General features: G+C 53.6%; 19 protein-coding genes. 9 read left to right on the forward strand and 10 right to left on the reverse strand.

Features of this window, described 5'->3' with window-relative positions:
- Positions 1 to 88 precede the first annotated feature (88 nt).
- The 5 genes from HY913_11515 to HY913_11535 form a co-directional block, all read right to left on the reverse strand.
- Positions 89 to 1,264 carry an ABC transporter substrate-binding protein gene (locus HY913_11515; protein MBI4963895.1) on the reverse strand — a complete coding sequence of 392 codons (1,176 nt, stop codon included), beginning with the start codon at positions 1,262 to 1,264 and terminating at the stop codon, positions 89 to 91.
- Between the two features lie 200 nt (positions 1,265 to 1,464).
- Complete coding sequence (locus tag HY913_11520) at positions 1,465 to 1,950, reverse strand: response regulator (GenBank protein ID MBI4963896.1); 486 nt, start codon at positions 1,948 to 1,950, stop codon at positions 1,465 to 1,467.
- A gap of 174 nt (positions 1,951 to 2,124) precedes the next feature.
- Positions 2,125 to 3,426, reverse strand: a complete 1,302-nt coding sequence (locus HY913_11525) for a TRAP transporter large permease (GenBank protein ID MBI4963897.1) — start codon at positions 3,424 to 3,426, stop codon at positions 2,125 to 2,127.
- Positions 3,423 to 3,890 (reverse strand): TRAP transporter small permease, encoded by a 468-nt coding sequence (locus tag HY913_11530; GenBank protein MBI4963898.1) that lies wholly within the window; start codon positions 3,888 to 3,890, stop codon positions 3,423 to 3,425. The genes HY913_11525 and HY913_11530 overlap by 4 nt, the downstream gene beginning before the upstream one ends.
- Positions 3,891 to 3,945: 55 nt before the next feature.
- A complete protein-coding gene (locus HY913_11535; GenBank protein MBI4963899.1) occupies positions 3,946 to 4,974 on the reverse strand; it encodes a TRAP transporter substrate-binding protein in 1,029 nt (342 codons plus the stop codon).
- 320 nt (positions 4,975 to 5,294) lie between these two features.
- Between HY913_11535 and HY913_11540 the strand changes: the two genes are divergently transcribed.
- The 3 genes from HY913_11540 to HY913_11550 all read left to right on the forward strand — a co-directional run bounded on the left by HY913_11540 (position 5,295) and on the right by HY913_11550 (position 9,528).
- Positions 5,295 to 6,029, forward strand: coding sequence for a FadR family transcriptional regulator (locus HY913_11540; protein MBI4963900.1), 735 nt, complete (start codon positions 5,295 to 5,297; stop codon positions 6,027 to 6,029).
- Positions 6,030 to 6,790: 761 nt separating this feature from the next.
- A complete protein-coding gene (locus HY913_11545) occupies positions 6,791 to 7,456 on the forward strand; it encodes an MBL fold metallo-hydrolase (protein ID MBI4963901.1) in 666 nt (221 codons plus the stop codon).
- A 332-nt stretch (positions 7,457 to 7,788) separates the two neighbouring features.
- Entirely contained in the window at positions 7,789 to 9,528 is a 1,740-nt protein-coding gene (locus HY913_11550; GenBank protein ID MBI4963902.1) for a VCBS repeat-containing protein, read from the forward strand.
- A 493-nt stretch (positions 9,529 to 10,021) separates the two neighbouring features.
- Here the strand turns inward: HY913_11550 and HY913_11555 are convergent, their stop codons facing one another.
- Entirely contained in the window at positions 10,022 to 12,115 is a 2,094-nt protein-coding gene (locus HY913_11555) for a sodium-translocating pyrophosphatase (GenBank protein ID MBI4963903.1), read from the reverse strand.
- Between the two features lie 336 nt (positions 12,116 to 12,451).
- Positions 12,452 to 13,144 (reverse strand): SagB/ThcOx family dehydrogenase, encoded by a 693-nt coding sequence (locus HY913_11560; GenBank protein MBI4963904.1) that lies wholly within the window; start codon positions 13,142 to 13,144, stop codon positions 12,452 to 12,454.
- A gap of 186 nt (positions 13,145 to 13,330) precedes the next feature.
- Here HY913_11560 and ndk point away from each other — a divergent pair, with 186 nt between their 5' ends.
- The 6 genes from ndk to purE all read left to right on the forward strand — a co-directional run bounded on the left by ndk (position 13,331) and on the right by purE (position 18,752).
- Positions 13,331 to 13,744 carry a nucleoside-diphosphate kinase gene (gene ndk / locus HY913_11565; GenBank protein ID MBI4963905.1) on the forward strand — a complete coding sequence of 138 codons (414 nt, stop codon included), beginning with the start codon at positions 13,331 to 13,333 and terminating at the stop codon, positions 13,742 to 13,744.
- Positions 13,744 to 14,826: a 23S rRNA (adenine(2503)-C(2))-methyltransferase RlmN gene (gene rlmN / locus HY913_11570; protein ID MBI4963906.1), complete on the forward strand. Its 1,083-nt coding sequence runs from the start codon at positions 13,744 to 13,746 to the stop codon at positions 14,824 to 14,826. Before ndk ends, rlmN begins: the two co-directional genes overlap by 1 nt.
- Positions 14,807 to 16,378: an AAA family ATPase gene (locus HY913_11575; protein ID MBI4963907.1), complete on the forward strand. Its 1,572-nt coding sequence runs from the start codon at positions 14,807 to 14,809 to the stop codon at positions 16,376 to 16,378. Before rlmN ends, HY913_11575 begins: the two co-directional genes overlap by 20 nt.
- A gap of 99 nt (positions 16,379 to 16,477) precedes the next feature.
- Positions 16,478 to 17,371 carry a tetratricopeptide repeat protein gene (locus HY913_11580; protein MBI4963908.1) on the forward strand — a complete coding sequence of 298 codons (894 nt, stop codon included), beginning with the start codon at positions 16,478 to 16,480 and terminating at the stop codon, positions 17,369 to 17,371.
- 243 nt (positions 17,372 to 17,614) lie between these two features.
- A complete protein-coding gene (locus HY913_11585; GenBank protein ID MBI4963909.1) occupies positions 17,615 to 18,220 on the forward strand; it encodes an IMP cyclohydrolase in 606 nt (201 codons plus the stop codon).
- Positions 18,221 to 18,248: 28 nt separating this feature from the next.
- Entirely contained in the window at positions 18,249 to 18,752 is a 504-nt protein-coding gene (purE, locus tag HY913_11590) for a 5-(carboxyamino)imidazole ribonucleotide mutase (protein ID MBI4963910.1), read from the forward strand.
- Positions 18,753 to 18,939: 187 nt separating this feature from the next.
- On the opposite strand, the gene HY913_11595 is transcribed toward purE, so the two are convergent.
- From HY913_11595 to HY913_11605, 3 genes are all read right to left on the reverse strand, one after another.
- Positions 18,940 to 19,203: a hypothetical protein gene (locus HY913_11595; protein MBI4963911.1), complete on the reverse strand. Its 264-nt coding sequence runs from the start codon at positions 19,201 to 19,203 to the stop codon at positions 18,940 to 18,942.
- A 2-nt stretch (positions 19,204 to 19,205) separates the two neighbouring features.
- Complete coding sequence (locus tag HY913_11600; GenBank protein ID MBI4963912.1) at positions 19,206 to 20,387, reverse strand: hypothetical protein; 1,182 nt, start codon at positions 20,385 to 20,387, stop codon at positions 19,206 to 19,208.
- 201 nt (positions 20,388 to 20,588) lie between these two features.
- Entirely contained in the window at positions 20,589 to 21,884 is a 1,296-nt protein-coding gene (locus HY913_11605; GenBank protein ID MBI4963913.1) for a class II fructose-bisphosphate aldolase, read from the reverse strand.
- Positions 21,885 to 22,096: the final 212 nt, after the last annotated feature.

Here is a 22,096-nt window from a genome sequence, read left to right on the forward strand (position 1 = left end):
ACTTGTCCACAGGCCGCATTCTGCCGGTATTGGATTAATCCTCTCCAACCTGGGAAACTACCGGCCATGAGTTCCAGCCTGGGATTTCTCAATAAAACGTGATCCAGTCCGACACCGGCTCCAATGTCCCTTTGCTGGGATTGGATTTCAAGACGCGGGCCACGGGAAATCTGTTGCTCCTTATGGTCAATGGCGGGGTGAGTCCCCCTGTATCGAAGTCGCGTAATGATTGTAGGGCCTTCGTCACTCCCTCCCCATTCAACTCTCCGGCAGCATCGGCTTTCCTGAGACATTCCACAAAAACCTTCCCCGCAGTGAATGTCACGAAATAGTTCAAGGGCCGGTAAGTGACGTCAGGATAATGCTTCGCGATATAGGCCTTAACCTTCCTGATCATGGGCACGTCATCCATCCACCAGTAGGCGTATGGGCTTACTGCCAAGAATGTAGGCCCATCGGGCCCCAGCGCGTCTACAACGCTCTTATCCGCTCCCCAAACTGTGAGCACAAATTCGCTCTTCAGTCCAAGATCACGGCACTGTTTCATCAATGTGGCGTGCGAGGCCCCGACCCAACCCTGCATGATGACAAAATCCGGGTTCTGCCGCTTTAGTTGCTCAATTTGATTTGTGTGGTCACCACCTCTGATGTCTCCTGCCACTTCGCCGACCAATTCCATTTTCAACCGTTGACACATTACACGGCCGTAAGCCAAGGGATCTTCGCCGAACGGGCCTTTGGAGTAAAAGAAGGCTACTTTCGCCTCTTTCTTCTGCTGAGCGATGTACTTGAGCGCAACAGCAAACTGGTCGCCATAAGTGGGCCCGACGACAAACATTGAAGGGATACCGCTGACCGCAAGTTTCGCTGAAAAGGAGGTGGAAGTATAAAGCACTTTATAACGATCCCGAATCAGCGGCGCAGTAGCCAATGCCACCGGCGTCCCTGACCCGAAGAAACACAGCGGATTATATTTGGACACCATTTCTTCGAAAATCCTCGCGCCCACGTCGGGCTTGTACTGATCGTCCTGCATAACGTGCCGGAGTTTCTTACCGTTGATTCCTCCCTCATCATTGGCTATCCCGAGAGCATCTCTTATGCCGGCTTCAAGCACCTCGCTCGTAGCAGCAATAGCCGGGGGACCGGTCGGGGACAAACTCATTCCCACAGTAATCGTTTCCTGTGCCGTGGCCGCCTTCGCCATGGCGAAAGTGAAAATCAAAGCTACAACCAAACACAATGTCCCGCTGCATTTCTTCATGACTCCCTCCCCTAATCGAAAAAGAAATAAGACGTCACAGACGTCTGGCAGTCCTGTGATTGAAGTTGTTTGTGCTTTCGACCCTTATTTTGCTCCTCCCGATACTGCCGCGTTTTGTACAGTCTAACTTCTCTCTTTTACATTCTGTCTGATTGCTGAATAGTATAGGTAACCATAGGATAATGCCCTAGTTTGAGCACTCAATACATCCACGGCGGATTAGGGGGTTTTCCTATTTCTTCCCATGTAAGTCCGAGCCGCTCCTTGAAGAAGGGCCCCAGTCTATCAAACAACTTTCTCCAGTGGCTCCTGCCCTCCGCGAGCCCCTCGAAAATCTCGGCCACGTTTACGTCCAGATTTGCCAACTCTTCTTTGGGAAGGAATGAAATAGCCCCAAGGCCCAGGGCCTTGTTGACGCTGTCAACAGTGAGGGAATGAGCTGTGAGCATTGCCGCGGGGAATCCCTTTTCTCTGCAGATTTCGAGCAGGGCAAATCCGTTGACGCCCATGATATCCAGTAACACCAGATCAAAAGGGTCTGCGGATAATATCTCCTCGGCCTGCTCATAACTCGAAGCGGTTGTAACTTCACATGCTTCGAGTTGGGCCTTAATCATTTCGAGCACATCCGGCTCATCATCCACTGCGAGAATCCGCTTGCCTGTTATTATTTCAGTAGTTCCCATTCGGGCTCTCCTCGATCTTCGTATAGGTTTGGGTTGCCGCCTCCCCACAGCACTTTTCCAGGTGTGGGCGGCATGCCAAATATATTAGGAATGCGGTTTGGAAATTCGCTCGCATTGTTGCGCCCGGCGCGGTTCACTTTCTTGTAAGAGCATCCGATCACAATGAGTCCCAAACTATTTCATGAGCAGATTCGGCAACCAGTAAGCCAACTGTGGAAACGCGAACAGCAATATGCCGCAGGCCACCAGGCTCAAAATGAACGGCAGGCAGCCCCGGTAGATGACGTTGATTGATACACCGGTGATGCCTCTCACCACAAACACGCACATCGCAACCGGAGGAATTATGACCCCGATCATGATGGTAACGAGAAGCATGATGCCAAACCATAGGGGGTCGTAACCCAGCTTCACCACTGCTGGGAAGAAGATCGGCGTGGCAAGTATCAGGAATGCCAGGTCATCGATGAATGAACCCCCGATAAGATAGACCAGAATAATAAGGCACATGACGAGATGCCGGTGAAGCGGCAGCCCTAAGATCCAATCTGCTGCGATGAAAGGGATTTCCGTGACGGCAAGAAAATGGCCGAGGACCATCGATCCGGCGATGAGGGTGAGAACCATGCAAGCGGTCCGGAGCGATTCGGTGACCGATGCTACAAGCCCCTTTAACGTCAATTCCCTTCTCGCGGCAGCCAGGATCAAGACCGACAATGTGCCGATGCTCCCGGCTTCGGTCGGGGAGAATATCCCCTTCATCATCCCGCCGATTATCACAAAGAAGATTACGGCAATCCACAGGAATTCAGGGAGCGTGCGCAGCCTTTCGGACCACGGGGCGGGTTCCGCTCCCGGTGCCACCGCAGGATTGATTCTCACCCACCCGTAAATGACTAACATGAAGAACAAAGCGATAATAATTCCGGGGACAATTCCGGCCAGAAACATCTTACCGATGGACTCTTCGACGATAATGGCATAAATGATCAAGACGATGCTCGGAGGAATCAGCACGCCCAACGTGCCCACCGAAGCCACTACCCCGGTAGAAAGCCTCTTGTCGTACCCGTAACGGTCCATTTCCGGAATAGCGATCCCCGCGAAAGCCGCGGCCGTGGCCAATGTCGATCCACACACGGCCTTGAAGAGGGTTGCGCCGGCAACCGTTGTCATTGCTAGACCGCCTGGGATATGGCCCACAAACTTGTGTGTCGCCAGGTAAAGCCGTTTGGCAATATCCGAATGCGAAGCGATCTGCCCCATGAGCACAAACATGGGTATTACGGTAAACCCGTACGAGGTAAATGTATCAAAGAAGTCTTTCACCAGAAGGTTCGACGCGGCGCTGAAGGAAACGAGGTAAGCAAATCCTACGAACCCAAGGAGGGCCATCCCAAAGGCCAATTCCAGACCTGAAAGGAAGAGAACCAGCAGGACTAAACAAGCAATGATCCCTACAGTGACTTCGCTCATGCTTCACCCCTTACGGTCGTATATAGATCGCATAGCAGAGTCACTGCCTGAAGAAAGCAGCTCACAGCCAACCCGAAAGTGATCGGGTAGTAAGGTATTCGAAATCCGGGGGACACCTCCCCTGTCCTTATAAGGTCCAATCCATAGGAGATAAAATTGTAACCTGCGAACAGGAACAAAGCGATGCCCATGAGCCTCGTTATGATCCGCAGGATTCTGACTGTCCCGGGGGACAGCTTCTCCAACATAAAATCAACTATGATGTGCCCTTTGGTCCACGATGTGTACGGTATCGCGAAGCCGATAACCACTGCACTGGTAAAACAGACGAGTTCCATGGCCCCGAACATCGGCCTGCCCAGGTGCCTCATCAAGACATCCGTAAGAGTCACGACCATCATAAGGCCCAAGCCAAGACCGCCGACCACGAAGAGAGCGTAATCCGCTGTCAGTACCACTTTCATAAACTTTTGCACCTGTCGTGCCCCCTTTCTTGTCAACGGCCCCGGCCTAACCCAGCTACGGATTCTTCTTCACATATTCAATACAGAAATCCAGAGCCTCCTGGGCCGGGAGTCCTTTGGCCGCGGTCTTCTTCGCCCACTCTTCCTTTACGGCCTTCATTTTTTCGCCTACATTCTTCGCCTGCTCCGGGGTTGCCTTGATTAGCTTGATGCCCTTCTGGTTGGCGAGTTCCGTGGCTTCCTTATCCAGTTCATTCCACTGTTTGGCCTGCTTCTCGACCCACTCTTCGTTGATCTTCTCTATGGTCGCTTGATCTTCTTTAGACAAAGAATTCCACTTGTCCTTGTTCATGAATACGCAAATAGGAGCCGTGTACGCCATTGTGGGACAATCAATTACGGTCTTAATGACGTCGGCGAATTTCCACCCCTTGAGTGGCTCGATGGGCAACAGGAGTCCGTCCACCAATCCTTTTTGACAGGCGTCATAGGTCTCGGTTATGGGAAGGGCAACCGGCGCGGCGCCCAGTGCGGTGGCAATCGCGGCGTTTTCCGTGTTGGCTTTGATCCTAAGGCCCTTGACCTCATCAATGGACGATACGGGTTTCACCGTCTGGAACATGCCGGGCCCATGGCCATGAATATACATGATCTTCGTGTCGTCGAATTCCTTAGGCTTGAACTTCTTGTAATACTCGTTGGCGGTTTTCGTGGCCTGGTATCCGCTGGTGAAACCAATGGGCTGGCCTAGGACTTCCGTTAAAAGAAATCTGCCTGCCGAGTAGGCCGCCAAAGTGTGACCGATGTCGGCGATTCCTTTGACCACGCTGTCATAGGTCTGCGGCGGGGGAGTCAGTGTGCCTCCGGGGAAATGGGTGATCTTTATCCTGCCGTTGGTCCGCTTTTCTACCTCTTTGCACCACTGCTGAGCAAGTAAGCCGTTCTTATGTGAGGGAGCAAAGAAGTCCGAATACTTGAGCTTGATCACTTTCTCTTGCGCTTGCACCTGGAGAGGGGCTGCTCCGATGAGGAACAGAACAGCGATGACCAAACACACAGATAACATGCCAAAAGCCCTTGTCATCTTCATGACCACACGTCCTTTCTTGTACGGTTGGGAGCCAAGCCAATCGACTTGACTCAGTCATCACCTCTTCCCACCCTACCATGACGTCCCAACGCCTGCCCTTAGCAGACCGGCCGGAGAGGGCAAGAGCGCAAAAGGGCCGGTTTATTGGAGGGATTCACCATGTCCTCTATCTCGGCGAACTGCGTTCACAGAAGCCAAGGGGGAATATCGCAAAGTTAAAGGTCTAATATTTTTTGTCAAGAAAAATATAGCCCAATTTAAAAAACTGTTGAAAAAAACATTCGTCATTTATAGTGTCCCTACAGAGGTTCATAATGGGCAGATTCAAACCGATTCGCCAACCGCGAGTATCTGAAGAAGTCATCGAACAGCTTAAACAGGCGTTCATCGTAGGCCACTTCAAGGAAGGAGACAGGCTACCCCCTGAACGGGAACTGGCTAAAGAATTCCAGGTGAGTCGCGTGGCCATTCGAGAGGCATTGCGGGCACTCGAAGGTTCCGGATTCGTCACTGTCAAACAAGGCGTCAGCGGTGGCGCATACGTGACGGATCTCACTTTCGAAACTCTGTCCAATGCCTTCGTAGACCTTTTCATGGCTGAGAAGATCTCAGTCCCGGAGCTTGTCTATGTGAGGCGCGTCATCGAACCGGAAATCGCCCGTATGGCCTCTGCCAAAGTCTCTCCGGATTACCGAAAGCGGCTTTTGGAGGCCATTAAGGCCGAGGAATTACCCGTAAAGTCGCTGCTCCAGGACTTTGAAGCCAAGACCATGGTCCATTTCATTCTGGCGGAAATGTGCGGCAATCGCTTGCTTGAAGCTCTCGTCAAATCTCTGATGGGAATGACCACGCGATTCGTGGCCTCCGTCCGGCCTGATGTTAAGTCCATGCACCCCGCCGGAATGCACAGGCCGATTGTTGAAGCGGTACTGGGAGGAAAAGGGGATGCCGCCGCCGAATCAATGAGAAGGCACACAGAGGAATTCGGCGTGATCCTCATCGGCATGGAGGAAGAATTCCGTCAGAGGCCCTTTCCGGTCGTTATCTGATACCAATGCGCTTTCGTAACTGTGAGATTGAGAAGGCAGTTAGCCGCGGGCAACCGAGGAAACTCCTCCCGACCCTGACTCTAATCGGAAAGCTTACCCTCACTGAAGGCTTGCATGTATACGAGGCAGAAGCGATCGTTATCTACCGGCTCCACCGAAGCATAAAGCAGTTCCTGAAAGTCTTCACGGATTGGCTTGCGGGTGACACGGCCTTGGCTCCGTCAGGTCCGTGCCGGTTCTCTTGAAAGACAGCAAGATTGTACCCAGCGTTGAAAACCAAATTGAAAAGCGAGCCGATGGCACGGTGAAGCTGGAGACCTTCTGAGTTATTGTGGCGGAAGAACCGGCAGGAAGCACGGACTTGGTAAGGCCCGGGTCCGTGGCACCCAATACAGAAGGAATCACTCGACAGAAGCAGCTAAGTTAGGTCGGACTAGAAACCCGCGTCCTGTGCACGCGGTCAGAGGCCCTTGGCTCGGTCGGTAGATTGCTCGAAGCTTTCGTGGCAATCCAGAGGCCCAAGCCGTCACCCCGGCGAACCCCGGATCAAAGTCCGGGGCAGGCACCGGGGTCCAGACGACCCTAAAAATCCTGAATTCCGCAGGAATAACGGGATGGCGTCCTCCCGGATCGGAAAAGATTTTGGAAACTACTCTAAGCATTCCACGAGTCCCGGAGCGGCCGGGCTCGACATAGCTCCTGTCCGATGATATGTTCTTAAGCGAATAGCCTGAACCTTCCTTGTCGCGAGTCATAGGATTATGAAAGTAACAGAGCATCTTTATGTGTACCTGTGGGGCGACCCGAAAGAAAACAACTGCAACAGTGTGTTCATTGACGGAAAAGTCCCGCTTTTGATCGACCCTGGATACTTGCACAGAGTGGACGACCTGTTCAGCCGGATGCGAGCGGATGGGGTTAACCCGTCCAAGATCAAGGTGGTTATTTGCACTCACGCACACCCCGACCATTTTGAGGGTGCGAGCGCGTTCAAAGACGGGTCGGTTAAGATCGCCATTTCTCAACAAGAGGAGAGGTTCATCGAAGATGTGGGGCGGCCCATGTTCGCGAAGCAGGGCCAGGCCATGCCTGACTACCGGGTGGACTTCTACGTGAAGGACGGAGAGCTGGTTCTTGGCAAATTGGAACTTCAGGTGCTGCTGACACCGGGGCACAGCCCGGGCGGCGTTTCCATTTATTGGCCCAGGCACAAGGTCCTTATCCCAGGCGACGTGGTGTTCTCGCAGAGTGTGGGACGTGTCGATCTTCCAGGGGGAGATATCAAGTTGTTGAAGACCAGCATCGATCGTCTCAGTAAGTTGCCTGTCGAGCTGTTGATTCCCGGACATGGAACGGCAATTCAGAGTGCGGCAATGGTCCGCAAGAATTTCGACTACATAAAAAGGGCCTTTCTTCAGGTTAGATAGATAATGTTCAAAAATTCGGCAGCCAGCCTGTTTTTTGAACGCACATAATTTGCCGGAAAATCAACCACATACGACATTACAGGAAAATCGTTCCAGAATTTGGACAAAAGTCGAAGGGTGACGGAGGCGGATATCCGGGCAAACAGCGAAACGCGACTGCCAATAACGCAGCGGAATAATGAGTGGTTCTCTCCACGCGTGACAGAGTCCGGCGGGTTGGCACGTGAATTGCTACAAAGATCGGCAAGAAAAGAATCTATTCCTCCTACGCCAACTGTAAATACAACAGTTGGTTTTTTTTTGAATCTCCCGCTTGGCGGAAGGCGCCCTTTATGATCCTTGGCATTCGCAAAAATGCCGCTCTTGTCAGGGGGTTCGAGCCCCAATCGCGTTGGAGCTACTTTGCAGACCCTGGGTCGCGTGCCATCCCACGGTTGAAGAACAGTGCCGTTTTCCACCGTGTGAGATCGTCGTGGGCCAGGTTCGATCATGGGATTTCTCTGCACAAAACAGTTTGCACGGTAGACGCCCTGCTTGAAAACGCTTTCGTGCCGGCATTGTTGGCGGTGCTTATTTTGCTCTCCTGCGCCATTTCCGACGCGCTTGCGGCTCAGCCGAGAACTGTTCTCGTCTTGCCGTTTCCTGCAACCTCCGGACACAAAGACCTTGAGACTTTCGCGGACCACGTGGAAAAGAGACTTCGCGCGGGAATTGTGCCGCGCAATGACTCTTTTGTCATTGAAAGCGAGCGCAAGACTGAGCAATTGCTGGAAGGGAGGGCCGCGCCTGCAGACGATCGCGAAGCGCGCGCAATTGGCAAGGAGTCAGGTGCGGATCTCGTAGTATACGGATTTCTCGCCCAAGAGGGCCCCTTGTACCATATGCGAGCTGTCATGTGGGATGTTCAGGCGGACCGCGCGATGGTGTCAACCGATCTCAAAGTGGACAACATCCACAGATTGCCGGGCATCTTGGAAGTATTCGTGAATTCCATCAATACCCATTTACATGGGGCTCCTGCGCTGCCTTTTTACAGAACCGAACCATCAGGCGGGACAGGAGGCGGCAGCCACGCGGGCAGACCGTCTAATGTGGTGAGCCTCCCGCGCAACGGCGGTCCATGGAGGAGTCCGGACATTCCGGCGGCAATCTCCGCCCTGGATATAGGGGATCTGGACGGGGACAAGAAACAGGAAACAGTTTTTCTGGAGGAAGGGCGCCTGACAATAAGCCGGTTTGAGAATGGTGGGCTGCGCCAGCTGGCACAGTTCTCTCAGCCTCCTGCCGGGTATATCTCCACCGAGGTTGCCGACCTGGATGGCGACGGCATAGCGGAGCTTCTTTTGTGCTACCAGACGCCGCTGGGCTTGGAATCAGCGATTGCCCGGTATACCAACAGAAATTTCAGAATAGAAGCCAAGTTTCCTAACGTGATCTTGCGTGCCATCCGAGATTCTGATGACGAGAAGACCCGCATCCTTGTCGGCCAAAGAACGGATGAAGAAAACCTGTTCAGCGGAGAAATGATCCGGTATCACGTGCAAGGCAGCGATGTGGCTCCCGCGGGCAGAGTCGCTCTTCCGCCAGGTACTCTGTTGCCGAGCTATGTGGCCGGCAAGCTCGGGAAGAAGGGCGAGTTTTTGAGGGTAATCCTGAATCAGGATCAAAAGTTGATGGTATTCGATACTGAGAATCGCCTTCTTGCCAGTGTCGCGGATAGGATCTACGGTCTCGAGAGGAGAATCCGCCTGCCGTTGAAGACCGGGCGCAAAGAAATCACTTATCCGGGTACGCTCCTCATTGCAGATACGGACGGGGACGGGGAAAACGAGCTGCTGGTTATCAAACAGGCTGTTGACGGAAGCATGATCCAGGCCCTGGTCTGGGATGGCACCCAGCTGGCGGAAAAATGGAGAACCGTGACCAGCCCCGGCCTAATATCCGATTTCAGGGTCGGGGATTTCAAGAACCAGGGCACTCGATCCTTGGTGTTGATTCTGATGAAGCCAGGGGCCTTCCCCTTCCTGGCCGGTCCTCGCAGCGTGGTATTCGCTTACGACATCTTCCCCTGACATCAATTCGGTTTCATAAACGTATATACCAAGTGTCAAAAATAATGTCCGATCGCGAAAAGCACCTCGTGCAAATTGGTAGGTGCCGGCCTCCGTGCCGGCACATGTTGGGGATACAAATCAATCACGCCCCTGGCGTGAGAGGGACTCCGACCCCTGATAGCGCTGGGTTTACCAAAGGTCAAAAAATGGTGGCACCTGATATATGGCCGAACACGTGGTCCGGTGAAGGCTGTCATCGGCATCGATAGGCGGCGGGCCCGGCCCGCCCTACGCCCTACGGTTGGACGACATGTCCCTTGTAGGGCGGGCCGTGCCCGCCATATCAGGACAGTTGCCAAAAGCGAGGTCGGACATTGATTTTTTGTTCAATCTGGAGCTGATGTGCGATGGACGTTTGTGGCGGGATCCGGTCAAAAAAAGCCCCGCGGTTCATGCGAACCGCGGGGCTTTTTGTTACAAGGACGCGCGGGGTGCGCGTCGAGTCAATCTACTACACAAGGTAGGGCACGATAAGCAATGCCACCATGTTACAGACCTTGATAGCCGGGTTCAACGCAGGACCCGCTGTATCCTTGTACGGGTCTCCTACGGTGTCGCCCGTGACAGCGGCCTTGTGTGCGTCACTCCCTTTCCCGCCGAGGTTGCCTTCTTCGATGTACTTCTTGGCATTGTCCCAGGTTGCGCCGCCGGTGGTCATGGCAATAGCCAGGAACAGACCGACAACGATGCTACCGATGAGCATACCGCCAAGGGCTTCCTTGCCCAGGCCCGGAATGAAAGCTACGATCAGCGGAAAGACCACGGGCAACAGAGACGGCAGAATCATCTGTTTCTGCGCGGCCGCGGTGACCAGATCCACGCACTTGCCATATTCGGCCTTAACACCGGGCAAGCCCTCTTTCAACCCTTTGATTTCCTTGAATTGACGGCGCACTTCGTCCACAATGGAGCCTGCTGCCTTACCGACGGCAAGCATAAGCAGAGCCGCGAAGAAATAGGGAATGATCCCGCCGATGAGCAATCCTATTAGAATCGTGGGATTCGAAAGGTCAAAGGACATTGCCTTGCCGGAAAGTTCCTCTATGGCCCTGGTGTACTCGGCGAAGAGAACCAATGCAGCCAAAGCCGCGGAGCCGATGGCATACCCCTTGGTTACGGCCTTGGTGGTATTCCCGACCGCGTCCAACGGATCGGTCCTGTTGCGGACTTCTTCCGGCAGATCGGCCATTTCCGCTATGCCGCCGGCATTGTCGGTAATTGGGCCGTAGGAGTCGATTGCTACCACCATTCCTGTCATGGAGAGCATGGAGACAACGACAACAGCGATGCCGTAAAGGCCGGTACCCGGACTACCCGCGAAACCGCCTCCTAGCGCGTAACCCATCATTATCGCAGCGCCCAGAGCCACGACCGGCAACACCGTAGATATCATGCTGATGGCCAGACCCGCGATGATGTTGGTGCCGTGGCCTGTTGTGCTGGCCTGGGCCACGAACTTAACCGGGCCATACATGCCGGTAAAGTACTCAGTGATGATGACGATAACGCCTGTCAGGACGAGACCGAGAACCGCCATCCAGAAAATACTTCCCGGAGAAATAACGTATGCCGCTCCCTTGGGAGGTGCGCCGAGAGGAAGCAACTGGGCCACGAAAAAGAAGCCTATGGCGGCAAGGATTCCGGACACAGCCAGGCCTTTGTACAGGGCGCCCATTATGTAGAGATCTTTCTCCGCCTTGGTCTTGCTCAGTCGGACAAAGAACGTTCCGATAATGGAGGCGATAATCGCCATACCACCGATAAACAGGGGCATATGAAACGCCGCTGTTTTCGCTCCCCCGTAAATGGTGCTTCCCAAAAGCATGGCAGCAACGAGGGTGACTGTGTATGTCTCGTAAAGGTCAGCGGCCATACCTGCACAGTCGCCAACGTTATCACCGACGTTGTCAGCGATAACACCCGCATTGCGGGGATCGTCTTCCGGCAGATCGGCTTCGACCTTACCAACCAGGTCGGCTCCAACGTCGGCAGCCTTGGTGTAGATACCGCCGCCCACACGAGCAAACACGCTCATAAGCGAACTACCGAAGCCCAATCCGACCAGGGCGCTGAAAATCTTGTGCGGATCCGGGTCAGAGGCCTTCGCGATCAAGTAGAATCCGGCCACACCGAGAAGGGCAAGGCCCGTAACGACGATTCCCGTCACAGAACCACCCTTGAACGCCACATCCATGGCATCAGATAGGCTCCTTCCAGCCGCCGCTGCCACGCGCACATTCGCGTTCACGGAAACCTTCATCCCGAGGAACCCTGCCAAGGCGGAACCTACCAGACCGATGAGGAATCCGAGAGCGGGTATGAATCCCAGTGTGAACTTCAAGACGATGATAAGGATGATCGCGATGACGGCGACCACCTTGTACTGACGGGTGAGGTACGCCATCGCGCCCTCTGCCACGTAGCCGGATATTTCCTGCATACGAGCATTACCCGCATCCTGCTTGAAGACCCAGCCCGCGGTAAACAGGCTATAGGCCACCCCTAGCGCCCCACAAATGAGCGCGACATAGACAACCCATTCCATCCTCCTACCTCCTTAAGGACAAAATTACGGCTATTTAAAATGGGAAAACACGATTGTATCGTGGCAGATTATCTACAATTCCCGGTTGTGTCAAGGATAAAGACTAGCGAGCAGTAAGGATTCGGTTACGCGGAGAAAATCGGGGGTACTGGTCAGGAAATACAGTAGGACCGGCATCTGAAACTGTCTCAAAACTGACAATTTCGACACATGGGCGGTAGGGGCGGTTCGTGAACCGCCCTAAATCAGGGCGCTTCTCGAAGCGCCCCTACCCGGAAATATGTCCATTCCAGGGTTTTGAGACATTTTCATCTTGCCGGTCCTACTGCCGAAGCCTCATTTGCCAAAGGCCATAATGAACAATGGGTTCACATTCGGGGGAAGCTTCAGCGCACCAGACACGTTGGCCTCCTGGAACGCGCCGACCGAACCCGCGTGAAGCCCCAGGGATTCCGCTTCCAAATAAAGATTCTGAGACGCGCTCCCTGCCTCCATGAAAATGTAGTTTATTCCGCGGTTCCCGTACTTGGATGTGGTTCGTTGAAATACGGCTCCAATGACGATCAAAGCCGGGGCTTTTGCCAGCCACGTTTGCCCCAGCGCCGCGTGCGCGAGGGGAGCCCGATTGTCTCCGGCGGTAACGGTCTGAAGGGAATTGTTCCCCGGATTGTATCTGTAAACTCCAGCCGGTATTTGACCTACAGAATCTTTTCCGGTGACAAGGTACACTTCCAGAGGATAAAGCCCCCCTGCGGAAGGGATAACTTTCGTCGTTGCCCCCGTCACCGCGTCGTGAGGCAGATCCCCGTTAGCCGCCCACAGGAGTTGCGAAACCTGGGCTTCGGTCAACGGTGCACCACTGAAATTCCTGACCGACTTTTTGGCGGCCATCGCAGCCTCTACGGAGAGTTTCCCGCTGAGAGAAGGTTTGGGCAGCTTGATGTCATTGTCCGCGGCCCTGATCGCATGAGGCACAAAGACCATTGCAGAGGCCCAGACTATGAAAAACAAGCGACATGTGAACTTCATTGTCGCCTCCTTGGACGAAAGCCCTTCTTCACATCGAATGCATTGGCAAAGAGCTATAGCTGAACCCGATCATAAATTCAACTCTCCGGCCAACCGTTCGTCCATCCTCGGGGCGGCCGGGCCTTTTCTTCACCTGTTAAATGCTATATAGCTGTATGGATCTTATGCGCATCAAGGAGGTAAACGATGCAGAGGACCCTGTCCATAATAAAACCGGACGGCGTAGCCAAGAAACTGATTGGTGAAGTGGTCCGCACTTTCGAAAGCGCAGGCTTGAAAATAGCCGCAATGAAGATGAAGAAGCTCAGTCGCGAAGAAGCAGAAGGATTCTACTACGTACACAAAGAACGACCTTTTTTCGGAGAACTCATAGAATTCATGATTTCCGGGCCCGTAGTGCTTATGGTACTGGAAGGGGAAAATGCCATAGCGCGCAACCGCGAAATAATGGGCGCCACCGATCCAGCGGAAGCGGCGGATGGAACGATCCGGGCTCGCTGGGCTGACAGCAAACAAAACAACATCGTGCACGGCTCCGACTCGGAAGAGAGTGCGATGTTCGAGATAAGCCATTTTTTCAGTGGCATAGAAGTCTTTTGATGGATTTAATTGGCTCAGGAAAACTTGATTCATGCGGACTGCCGGATGTGGTCGGAATGACGCATCCTGAGTTGTTGGAGTTCCTCGGTGGACTCGGCAAAGAAAGGTACCGATCCGCTCAAGTGATGAAGTGGGTTCACCAGGGCTTGGCTGATTCCTTTCAAGGAATGACCAATCTTTCCAAGGCCATGCGGGAAGAGCTTTCTCTCCGGGCCCGCATCGGCCTTCCCGAGGTCCTGCACGTGAGCCGATCCGACGACTCCACGTGCAAGTTCCTTCTTGGGCTGAAAGATGGGCATTGCATAGAAACCGTCCTGATTCCCGAACAAGACCACGATACCCTTTGCGTTTCCACACAGGTCGGATGCGCGATGGGGTGCCGGATATGCCGTACCGGGAAAATGGGGCTGAAGCGCAACCTCACCGCAGGCGAGATTGTGTCCCAGCTCCTTACCGTACGTAGGACCCTCCCAACTTCTAAGATCACCAATGTGGTCTTTATGGGAATGGGAGAACCTCTGGCAAATTTCGGAGAGACCGTCAGGGCCGTCAACATCTTGACCCACCCCAATGGCCCACAAATTTCTTGGAGGCGTCTGACCGTGTCTACCGCGGGGCTTGTTCCACGCATTGGAGAGCTTGGGCAAACCGTCAGGGTGAAGTTGGCGGTCAGCCTGAACGCGGTCACCGATGAGCAGCGAGACGCGATAATGCCGATCAACCGGAAGTATCCGCTGGCGGAGCTTCTTGCCGCCTTAAAGGATTACCCTCTGCCCAGGAGAGATCGCATCACCTTTGAGTACGTGCTCATCGACGGATTCAATGATTCGGACGCGGACGCCAGGCAGCTCGTACGGCTGCTTAACCCGATCCGGGCGAAAGTGAACCTCATTCCCCTCAATGACGAAGCGGCCGAAGGGCTGAAGTCCCCCAAGCCTGAGCGGGTCCTCAAGTTTCAGGAAATCCTCATGTCGCGGTCACTGATGGCAATAATTCGGAAGTCTCGCGGCCGCGACATACTTGCCGCATGTGGCCAATTGGCCGCTGAAAAAGGGGACCTCGGTGAGCGGCAGGCTGGATGACCTGATTCGGGCCTTATCCCACCCCTCGATCTACCCCCACAATCCCCAGTCGGTAAGGGTGCTTCAGACCCATATCTCAGTGGTCTTCATCGCGGGCGACCTGGTCTACAAGATCAAGAAGCCAGTGGACTTCGGTTTCCTGGACTTCACAACACTTGAAAAACGTCGCTTCTTTTGCCGGCAGGAAGTGGAGTTGAATTCGCGCTTCTCCGAGGGCATCTACCTGGGAGTGGAGTCCATTTATGAGGGCCCCTCCGGTGTGAACCTGCGCGGGGAAGGGGACGAAATCGAAGCCGCGGTGCTCATGCGGCGCGTTCCCGAAGATCAGACGATGCTGAAAATGCTGGAGGCAGAGCGCATAACTCCTGAGATTCTCGATCAGCTCGCGGACAGGCTGGCTTATTTTCATTCCCAGGCAGCCACAGGACCCGAGATATCTAGCTTCGGGTCACCCGAGGTGATCTATCAGAACCTTAGAGAGAACTTTGAACAAACGGAAGCTTATGTGGGGAAAACCATCGATGCCGAGACCCATAAAGAAGTCTCACAATTGGCAATGGATTTCCTTCAAACGCACAAAGATCTCTTTCGACAAAGGATTCGTCAAGGATTCATCCGGGATTGCCACGGAGACCTTCATCTGGATCACGTGGTGATACTCGATGAAATCATGCTCTATGACTGTATTGAATTTAACGATCGCTTCCGTTACGGAGACACTGCGGCAGATCTGGCTTTTCTACTCATGGACCTGGATTTCAGGGGATTTCCTGCTTTTTCGGAGCAGATCTCCAATAGGTACGCGGATTCGTCGGGAGACCGCGAGATTCTACGACTGCTGCCTTTCTACAAGTCTTATCGCGCTTTTGTGAGGGGCAAGGTCCTGGGCTTTACCTTGGATGAGCCCGAGGTTTCCTTCGCGGAAAAAGAATCCTCTCGCGCGATGGCCGGTGCCTATTTCCGACTGGCTCTCGCGTACATGATGCCCCCACCCCCACCAGCGCTTGTGATCTTCTCGGGCCTGATGGCCACGGGAAAGAGTCACCTGGCAGAGAGGCTCGGGGTGAGGCTTGGAGTCGAGCCTTTGCGATCCGATAAAGTTCGCAAAGAGATACATGGATTACCTCCAATAAAACATCAACTTGACAAGTACGGCCAGGGGATCTATAGACCGGATGCGACAGAACGGACGTATGAGGCGCTTCTGGTTGAAGCCCGGCAGCGCCTTAATCGTGGAGAATCCGTTATCTTGGACGCTTCTTTTATGCGGTATCGACATCGCCGGGCAGCACGTGAACTTGCCTTGGCCACCAACGCGGCTTTCAGGATCGTGGAATGTGCCTGCCCCGACGAGATCATTCGGCAACGGCTCGAAGACCGGCTCCAGAATAAAAAGGAGCCCTCGGACGCAACGTGGGAGATCTTCCCCGACCAGAAAGTCCGTTTCGAACCCATAGGCCCGGAAGAACGCCAAGGCCATCGCGTGTGGGATTCAACCACCAATGCAGACTCTTTCCTGGCTTCATTGGTTCTTGACCTCATGTGTCCCTAATAGTCGCGTGGCGGCCGGAGCGCAGTGGGACACCATATGAGCCATTTTCACGTTTTCGACGGCGCTTCCGCAGTCAGTCATCTCTTGAGGAGGCTTGCAATGAGCTTCGGTCAAATCCTTGCTTTCAGTCTGGCGTCTATTTTGTTGGCAGGGTGCGTGCCTCAGACGGTTTCCGGTCCGGGGAAAGAAGAGAAGGATGTGCAGCTTCACTACCAGATGGGCATAAACTATCTCAACGAGGGAAAAACCCCGCAAGCAATAAAGGAACTGATGGAAGCGCAGAAACTGTCATCAAAAAATGCGGATGTAGAGCATGCGCTAGGGCTTGCGTATCAGGCGAAGGGACTTAACGACAAGGCGATAGAGCAATACAAAAAAGCCTTGGAACTGGAGCCCAAGTTAAGTGAGGCTCGAAACAACCTCGGCACGGCTTATCTTGCCAAAAGCATGTACGATGAAGCTGTCAAGGAATTTGAGCAGTGTTTGAAGGACCCCACATATGCCACACCTGAAAAGGCCGCATACAATATGGGCGTGGCATACTTCAACATGAAGGACCTGGATAAGGCTATTGAACACTATGAGAAAGCTATCGCTCTGAAAGACAATAATCCCAATGCCTTGTATAACCTGGGGTTCTGCTACGAGGAAAAAAGGGCTTACCAGAAGGCCCTCGACTATTATAAGAAGGCCTCTAACATGGACCTGGCGTTTAGAGAGGCCTATTACCGCATGGGTGTGGTGTTAGAGCTTCAGGACGATCACGCCAAAGTTGTGGACACCATGAAGAAAGCCCTCGAAGTTGATGGCGATTATCATGCCGCGCGCCTGCTGATGGGAAAGGCGCTTGTCCGCATAGGAAAGGTGGACAACGGTGTGAAAGAACTGGAACGTGTTCTGAAAAGCGATCCGGAGAGCAACTTGGGCAAAGAAGCTCAGAATGAGATCGCGAAACTGAAGCTGTCGAAGTTTAGAGGTATCGCCAAACCATAGCGAGGAGCTTCCTTTTCAACCATGGATTGTTTACTTAGACCCGCTTCGCAGAAACCAGCATGGAAACAAGCTTGCCGTCTTCGTTCCCAGGCTCCGCCCGGGAACCGGGCAAACGGTTGCACGAGGCCTTAATCCGGATTCCTGCTTTCGCGAGAACGAGGGTCCCGGGTCATGAGACTGTCCAATTTCAGCGTTTATGCCCTTCTGGGGTTCCCCGACCATTTCCTCTATCAGGAGACTTCTATGCCGAAGATCCAGCGAGCGTTAATCAGTGTTACGAACAAGTCCGGAATCGACGAACTGGGGAAAGGCCTGGCCGAATTTGGGGTGGAGATTCTCTCCACCGGCGGAACAGCCAAGACGCTCGGGCAAGCCGGCGTGAAAATCAAAGAGGTGGCCGATTTCACCGGGTTTCCTGAGATGCTCGACGGAAGAGTCAAAACTCTGCATCCGAAAATTCACGGCGGGATACTGGGCATTCGTTCGCGCTCCGAGCATGTTCAGGCCATGAATGAGCATGGGATTCTCCCCATAGACATGGTGGTGGTCAACCTGTACGCGTTCGAAAAGACCGTCGCTCGGCAGGGATGCGCTTTGCCCGACGCCATAGAAAACATCGACATCGGAGGACCTACCTTACTGAGGGCCGCGGCCAAGAATTATCCCTTTGTCACGGTTATAACCGACCCTGCGGACTACGCAGCGGTCCTGGAAGAGATGAAGCGTTCCGAGGGAGCTGTATCGGAAGCGACGAACTTCCGCCTGGCCAAAAAGGTTTTCAAACTGACCCACGAGTACGACGGTGCTATCACTCGATACCTGGCGTCGGTGTCCGGCCCGGACAGGTAGGGGAAGTCAATTGGCTCAAAAGGACACCATGAAAAAGATTCAGGTCGGGATAATTATGGGGAGTGACTCGGATCTGGCGGTCATGGAAAAGGCTGCCCAGATCCTGCGGCGTTTCGGGATATCGTATTTCATGACCGTTGCCTCCGCCCATCGGACCCCCGAGAAGGTGGCAGCCCTTGCTAAAAGAGCTGAAGAAGAAGACTGGAAGGCCCTTATCGCAGGGGCCGGAATGGCAGCGCACCTCGCGGGTTTCTTGGCTGCCCATACCGTGGTGCCGGTGATCGGTGTACCGATGGATTCCTCGTCCCTGAAAGGGTTGGACGCGCTGCTGTCAACGGTCCAAATGCCGGGTGGCGTACCGGTGGCGACCATGGGACTGGGAGCCGCGGGCGCAAAGAACGCGGGCCTGCTCGTCGTTCACATTCTGGCTGCATTCGATCCGAGCCTGAGAAACAAGCTCAAACAATACCGAAAAGAACAAGCCGCAGAAGTAGAAAAAAAAGCAGCCCGCGTGGAGGGTAGAGAAGAATAGGGTAGAAGGAACAGATGCATGCGGGGGGAAACTTTTTTGCAAAAAAGTTTCCCCCCGCACCCCCCTTCCAAAAACTCTTGGTGTTGCGTCGAAGCAACTTCCCAGAGACCGAGTTCCGGGCGCAACAGAGACTGAAGCCGCATGGGCTACGGCTCGGTTGTCTATAACTTCACTTCGTAGGCCGATCTCATTCAGGCATCGGTGTTACGAGCCCCTCGGCTCGCAGCAGCTGAAGGAGCGGCACTAATCTGTCCTCGTAGCCCCCCGGCTCGTAATTTTTATATCTGGGTATTCTTTCCAAATCCGTGTCGTCCAGTGTTAGGGTGAGTCGGTTCAGATCAAGCTGCTTACCAAGCTTACGCAGTAGATCTTGGAATCCCCCTTGACCGTGAACATCAGCCATCAGTTGATCAGCAATCTCTTGAGTGACCCTGACTTCGATGGTTTTCATGCCTAGTCCTTCCTGAAGAAGAGGATCTTCTCATCCGTCATAACGCTATAAAGACCAAACACTATTTTGCGTAGCTCCCTCTCGTACCTTAGCCCGTACGGAGCACCCCACGCTTTCATTTCTTCAGTGGTGGTTACCTCAGTCCCATCCGTAGCGTCACCGATGACGACCGCCGCTGCGCCGCCTGGTTTCAGAACGCGAGCTATTTCCCGGTAAACCAGTTTCATATCGTCTGTATACAGCCCCATTCTGCGTTTTGGTTTTCCTCTGACTCCGATAAAGTTTTCACGTATTGTGGGCAAATCGTGACCCATTGCACGCAAGGCATGAGCGTCGTTCTTCACGTAATCAAGGGCAATAGAATATGGCGGCGAGGTGACTATGGCATCGATACTGGCATCCTGGATGCCCACGCTGGCCATTTCCCTGCAGTCGGCTTGAAACATTGAGATCCCACCAAAGTCAATTTTCAGCTTTTCCTTCGCCAATGCCATGTGGGTCACGGATCGCGACATTTTTGTGAGATTCTTTTGGTAGTAGGTATCCGGGTCACGTTTTCGGATTGCCACGTCGCTGGCGGTAACCATGTCCGCGAGCATGAAAAAATCACCAATTATGGGGTCAAAATCCTGTTTCGGCCGTCGACCGGTGGCCACAAGGTTAGCGATCTCGCTGGCCTTGCGCCAAGCTTGGGTTTTGACCCGAGAGATAAGCACGCACAAAGGCGAAATATCAATTCCCACGAAGTCAATGCCCAATATCATGCATTCGATAGCCGTAGTCCCGCTTCCGAGAAAGGGGTCCATCACGACCTGTCCAGGTCTAAGATGCAATAGGTTGAGAAGCGCTCTCACCATCTGCGGATGAAACTTGCCTTTGTACGGATAAATCCAGTGCGTGAGGTATTGATTGACGGAGCGAGTTATGTTGTATTCACCGCCTTGATACCCTGGCAATATTAGCCTCTTGTAGATTGAGTCCTGTCCGTTTACCGTACCAAAGTATGCCGATCGCTTGAGTAGCCCATCGATATCACCATTTCCGTTGAAAGTGTAATCCCATGGATTGAGCCTGTCCGAAGTGAAATCTGTGATTCCGAAAGATTCCAGTTCCCTTTCAGCAAGGGACTGTTCGTACATGAACTGCACGTTTCTGTGGAGACGGGCGCCGTTGCGAAAAGTCATTTCCGTTACCCCCTAGTGATACTCCTCGGACGCCTTCTATCACGTTTAGGCGAATTGTACAAAACCTTTTGTGAATGACGTCGGGGATGACCGGAGTCCAAGAGCTTGGGCTGACAAAATTGCGGGAGTTTTTGGAAGGGGGGTGCGGGGGGAAACTTTTTTGCAAAAAAGTTTCCCCCCATGCATTTCGTTCTTCTCCCCCTAATCCTCGAAATTGCCGGAGGGGCCTTTGTCGGATTCGAGGGAATTAGCTTTCTCTCGGATTTTCTCTTCGGTCCATTGGGCTGGATCTTCGATACGAGAGGCCTTGGGGCCCAAGTCGTAAGAACCGGCCTTTAGAATCGCCTCGACAGCCAGGGGCGCTGTGTCGTGGCCGTTGAAGACTTCCGTGATCAGCATGAAAATGAAGTCATCAACCGCCTGGATCATCTTCTGGCGGTACTCCCGAGGCTGGCCGAGCAGTTTGTTCTCGAATGGCTTATTGAGCTTCTTGAAGTCCCCGCCTTTCAAGCCCTTTTCCCGAGCGTACGCCACCATCTGCTCCCACAGGGGGTCGGAAACCCCCGCGTCGCGTATTTTGATGAAGTTTCCGTTCTCGTCCTGGATGGCGTTTCCATACTCGTTTACCTTGAGCCCCCAGGAAACCATCTGAAGCGCAGTGGCGACATTTGCTTTGGTGGTGTGGGTTTCGCCGGCGATGCGCTTCAATCGCTCGAAACTGTTCCCCGAGGTGCCATGCTGAGCCCCTGAAGTATGGTAGGGCTCCAGTGCTTTGTGAATCTGAGCCGTCAGTTCCACCTGGATACCCGCAGCACTGGCCTCGATGCCGTGTGTGGTGCCGTTGTTCAGGGCGATCCAATCCGGATGGAGATTGTGCGCGTTGAGACCTTGGATCAGGAAGAGGGCCTCCGCCACCGTGGAAAGCCCCTGTTTTCCCTTAATCTCGCCGACTTCGGTTTCATAACCTGCCCATGCCGGGACGAATTGGCTCAACGCCAGGTTGGTCAGAAGATTGTCCACGTCAGGCAGGTGCGACGCGTCAATTGCTATGGAGGTTACCCCCGCGTCGAACAGGCTCGGGATTTCCGTCCTCGCGGACTCCCTGTCAGCGTCTTTCTTTATTCCGTAATGATCAGCGTGGATGGCCACGGGAACGGTGATATTCAGTTCATTGCATATGGCATCAACCAACCGGGCCATGTTCCAGAGACTAACGTCGCAATAGGCGTCCGCGCCGCCTTCGGATTTGGCAATCTCGATTATTATGGCAGCGTTCGCTCTCTGGGCTGCTCGGAGCGCTCCGTAGGCGACAAAGGAGTTTCTGGCGCTCGCGGCTATGGCTATTGCATGGCCCTTGGCTATCATGGCCCGGTCGATGACCTTTCCGCTGACAATAAGTGCTCTGGAATGCGGAAACAATTTGGCCACGTTTGGCGGGCGCCCGACGGCCAGCGCTCGTTCGAAATCGCTTTTTGTAACAACCGGTTGACCCTGCATATCATCCTCCGTGAGATTATTTCGAGAAAGGTTTAACCACTTCATTCCGAAAAGCACATTGGTATTACAGTATAATTGCGGAGGAACCCACATACAATCATAGAGTTTCAGATTGCCAACGTGGAGTTTTGTTCGAGGGAAGTCAAGGGGGTGATGATGGAGCGTGTAAACATCCAGTTACACGGGGGAATTTGCCGTTCTCTGTCATTGCG

The sequence above is a fragment of the Desulfomonile tiedjei genome (assembly GCA_016212925.1).
Taxonomy (GTDB): domain Bacteria; phylum Desulfobacterota; class Desulfomonilia; order Desulfomonilales; family Desulfomonilaceae; genus JACRDF01.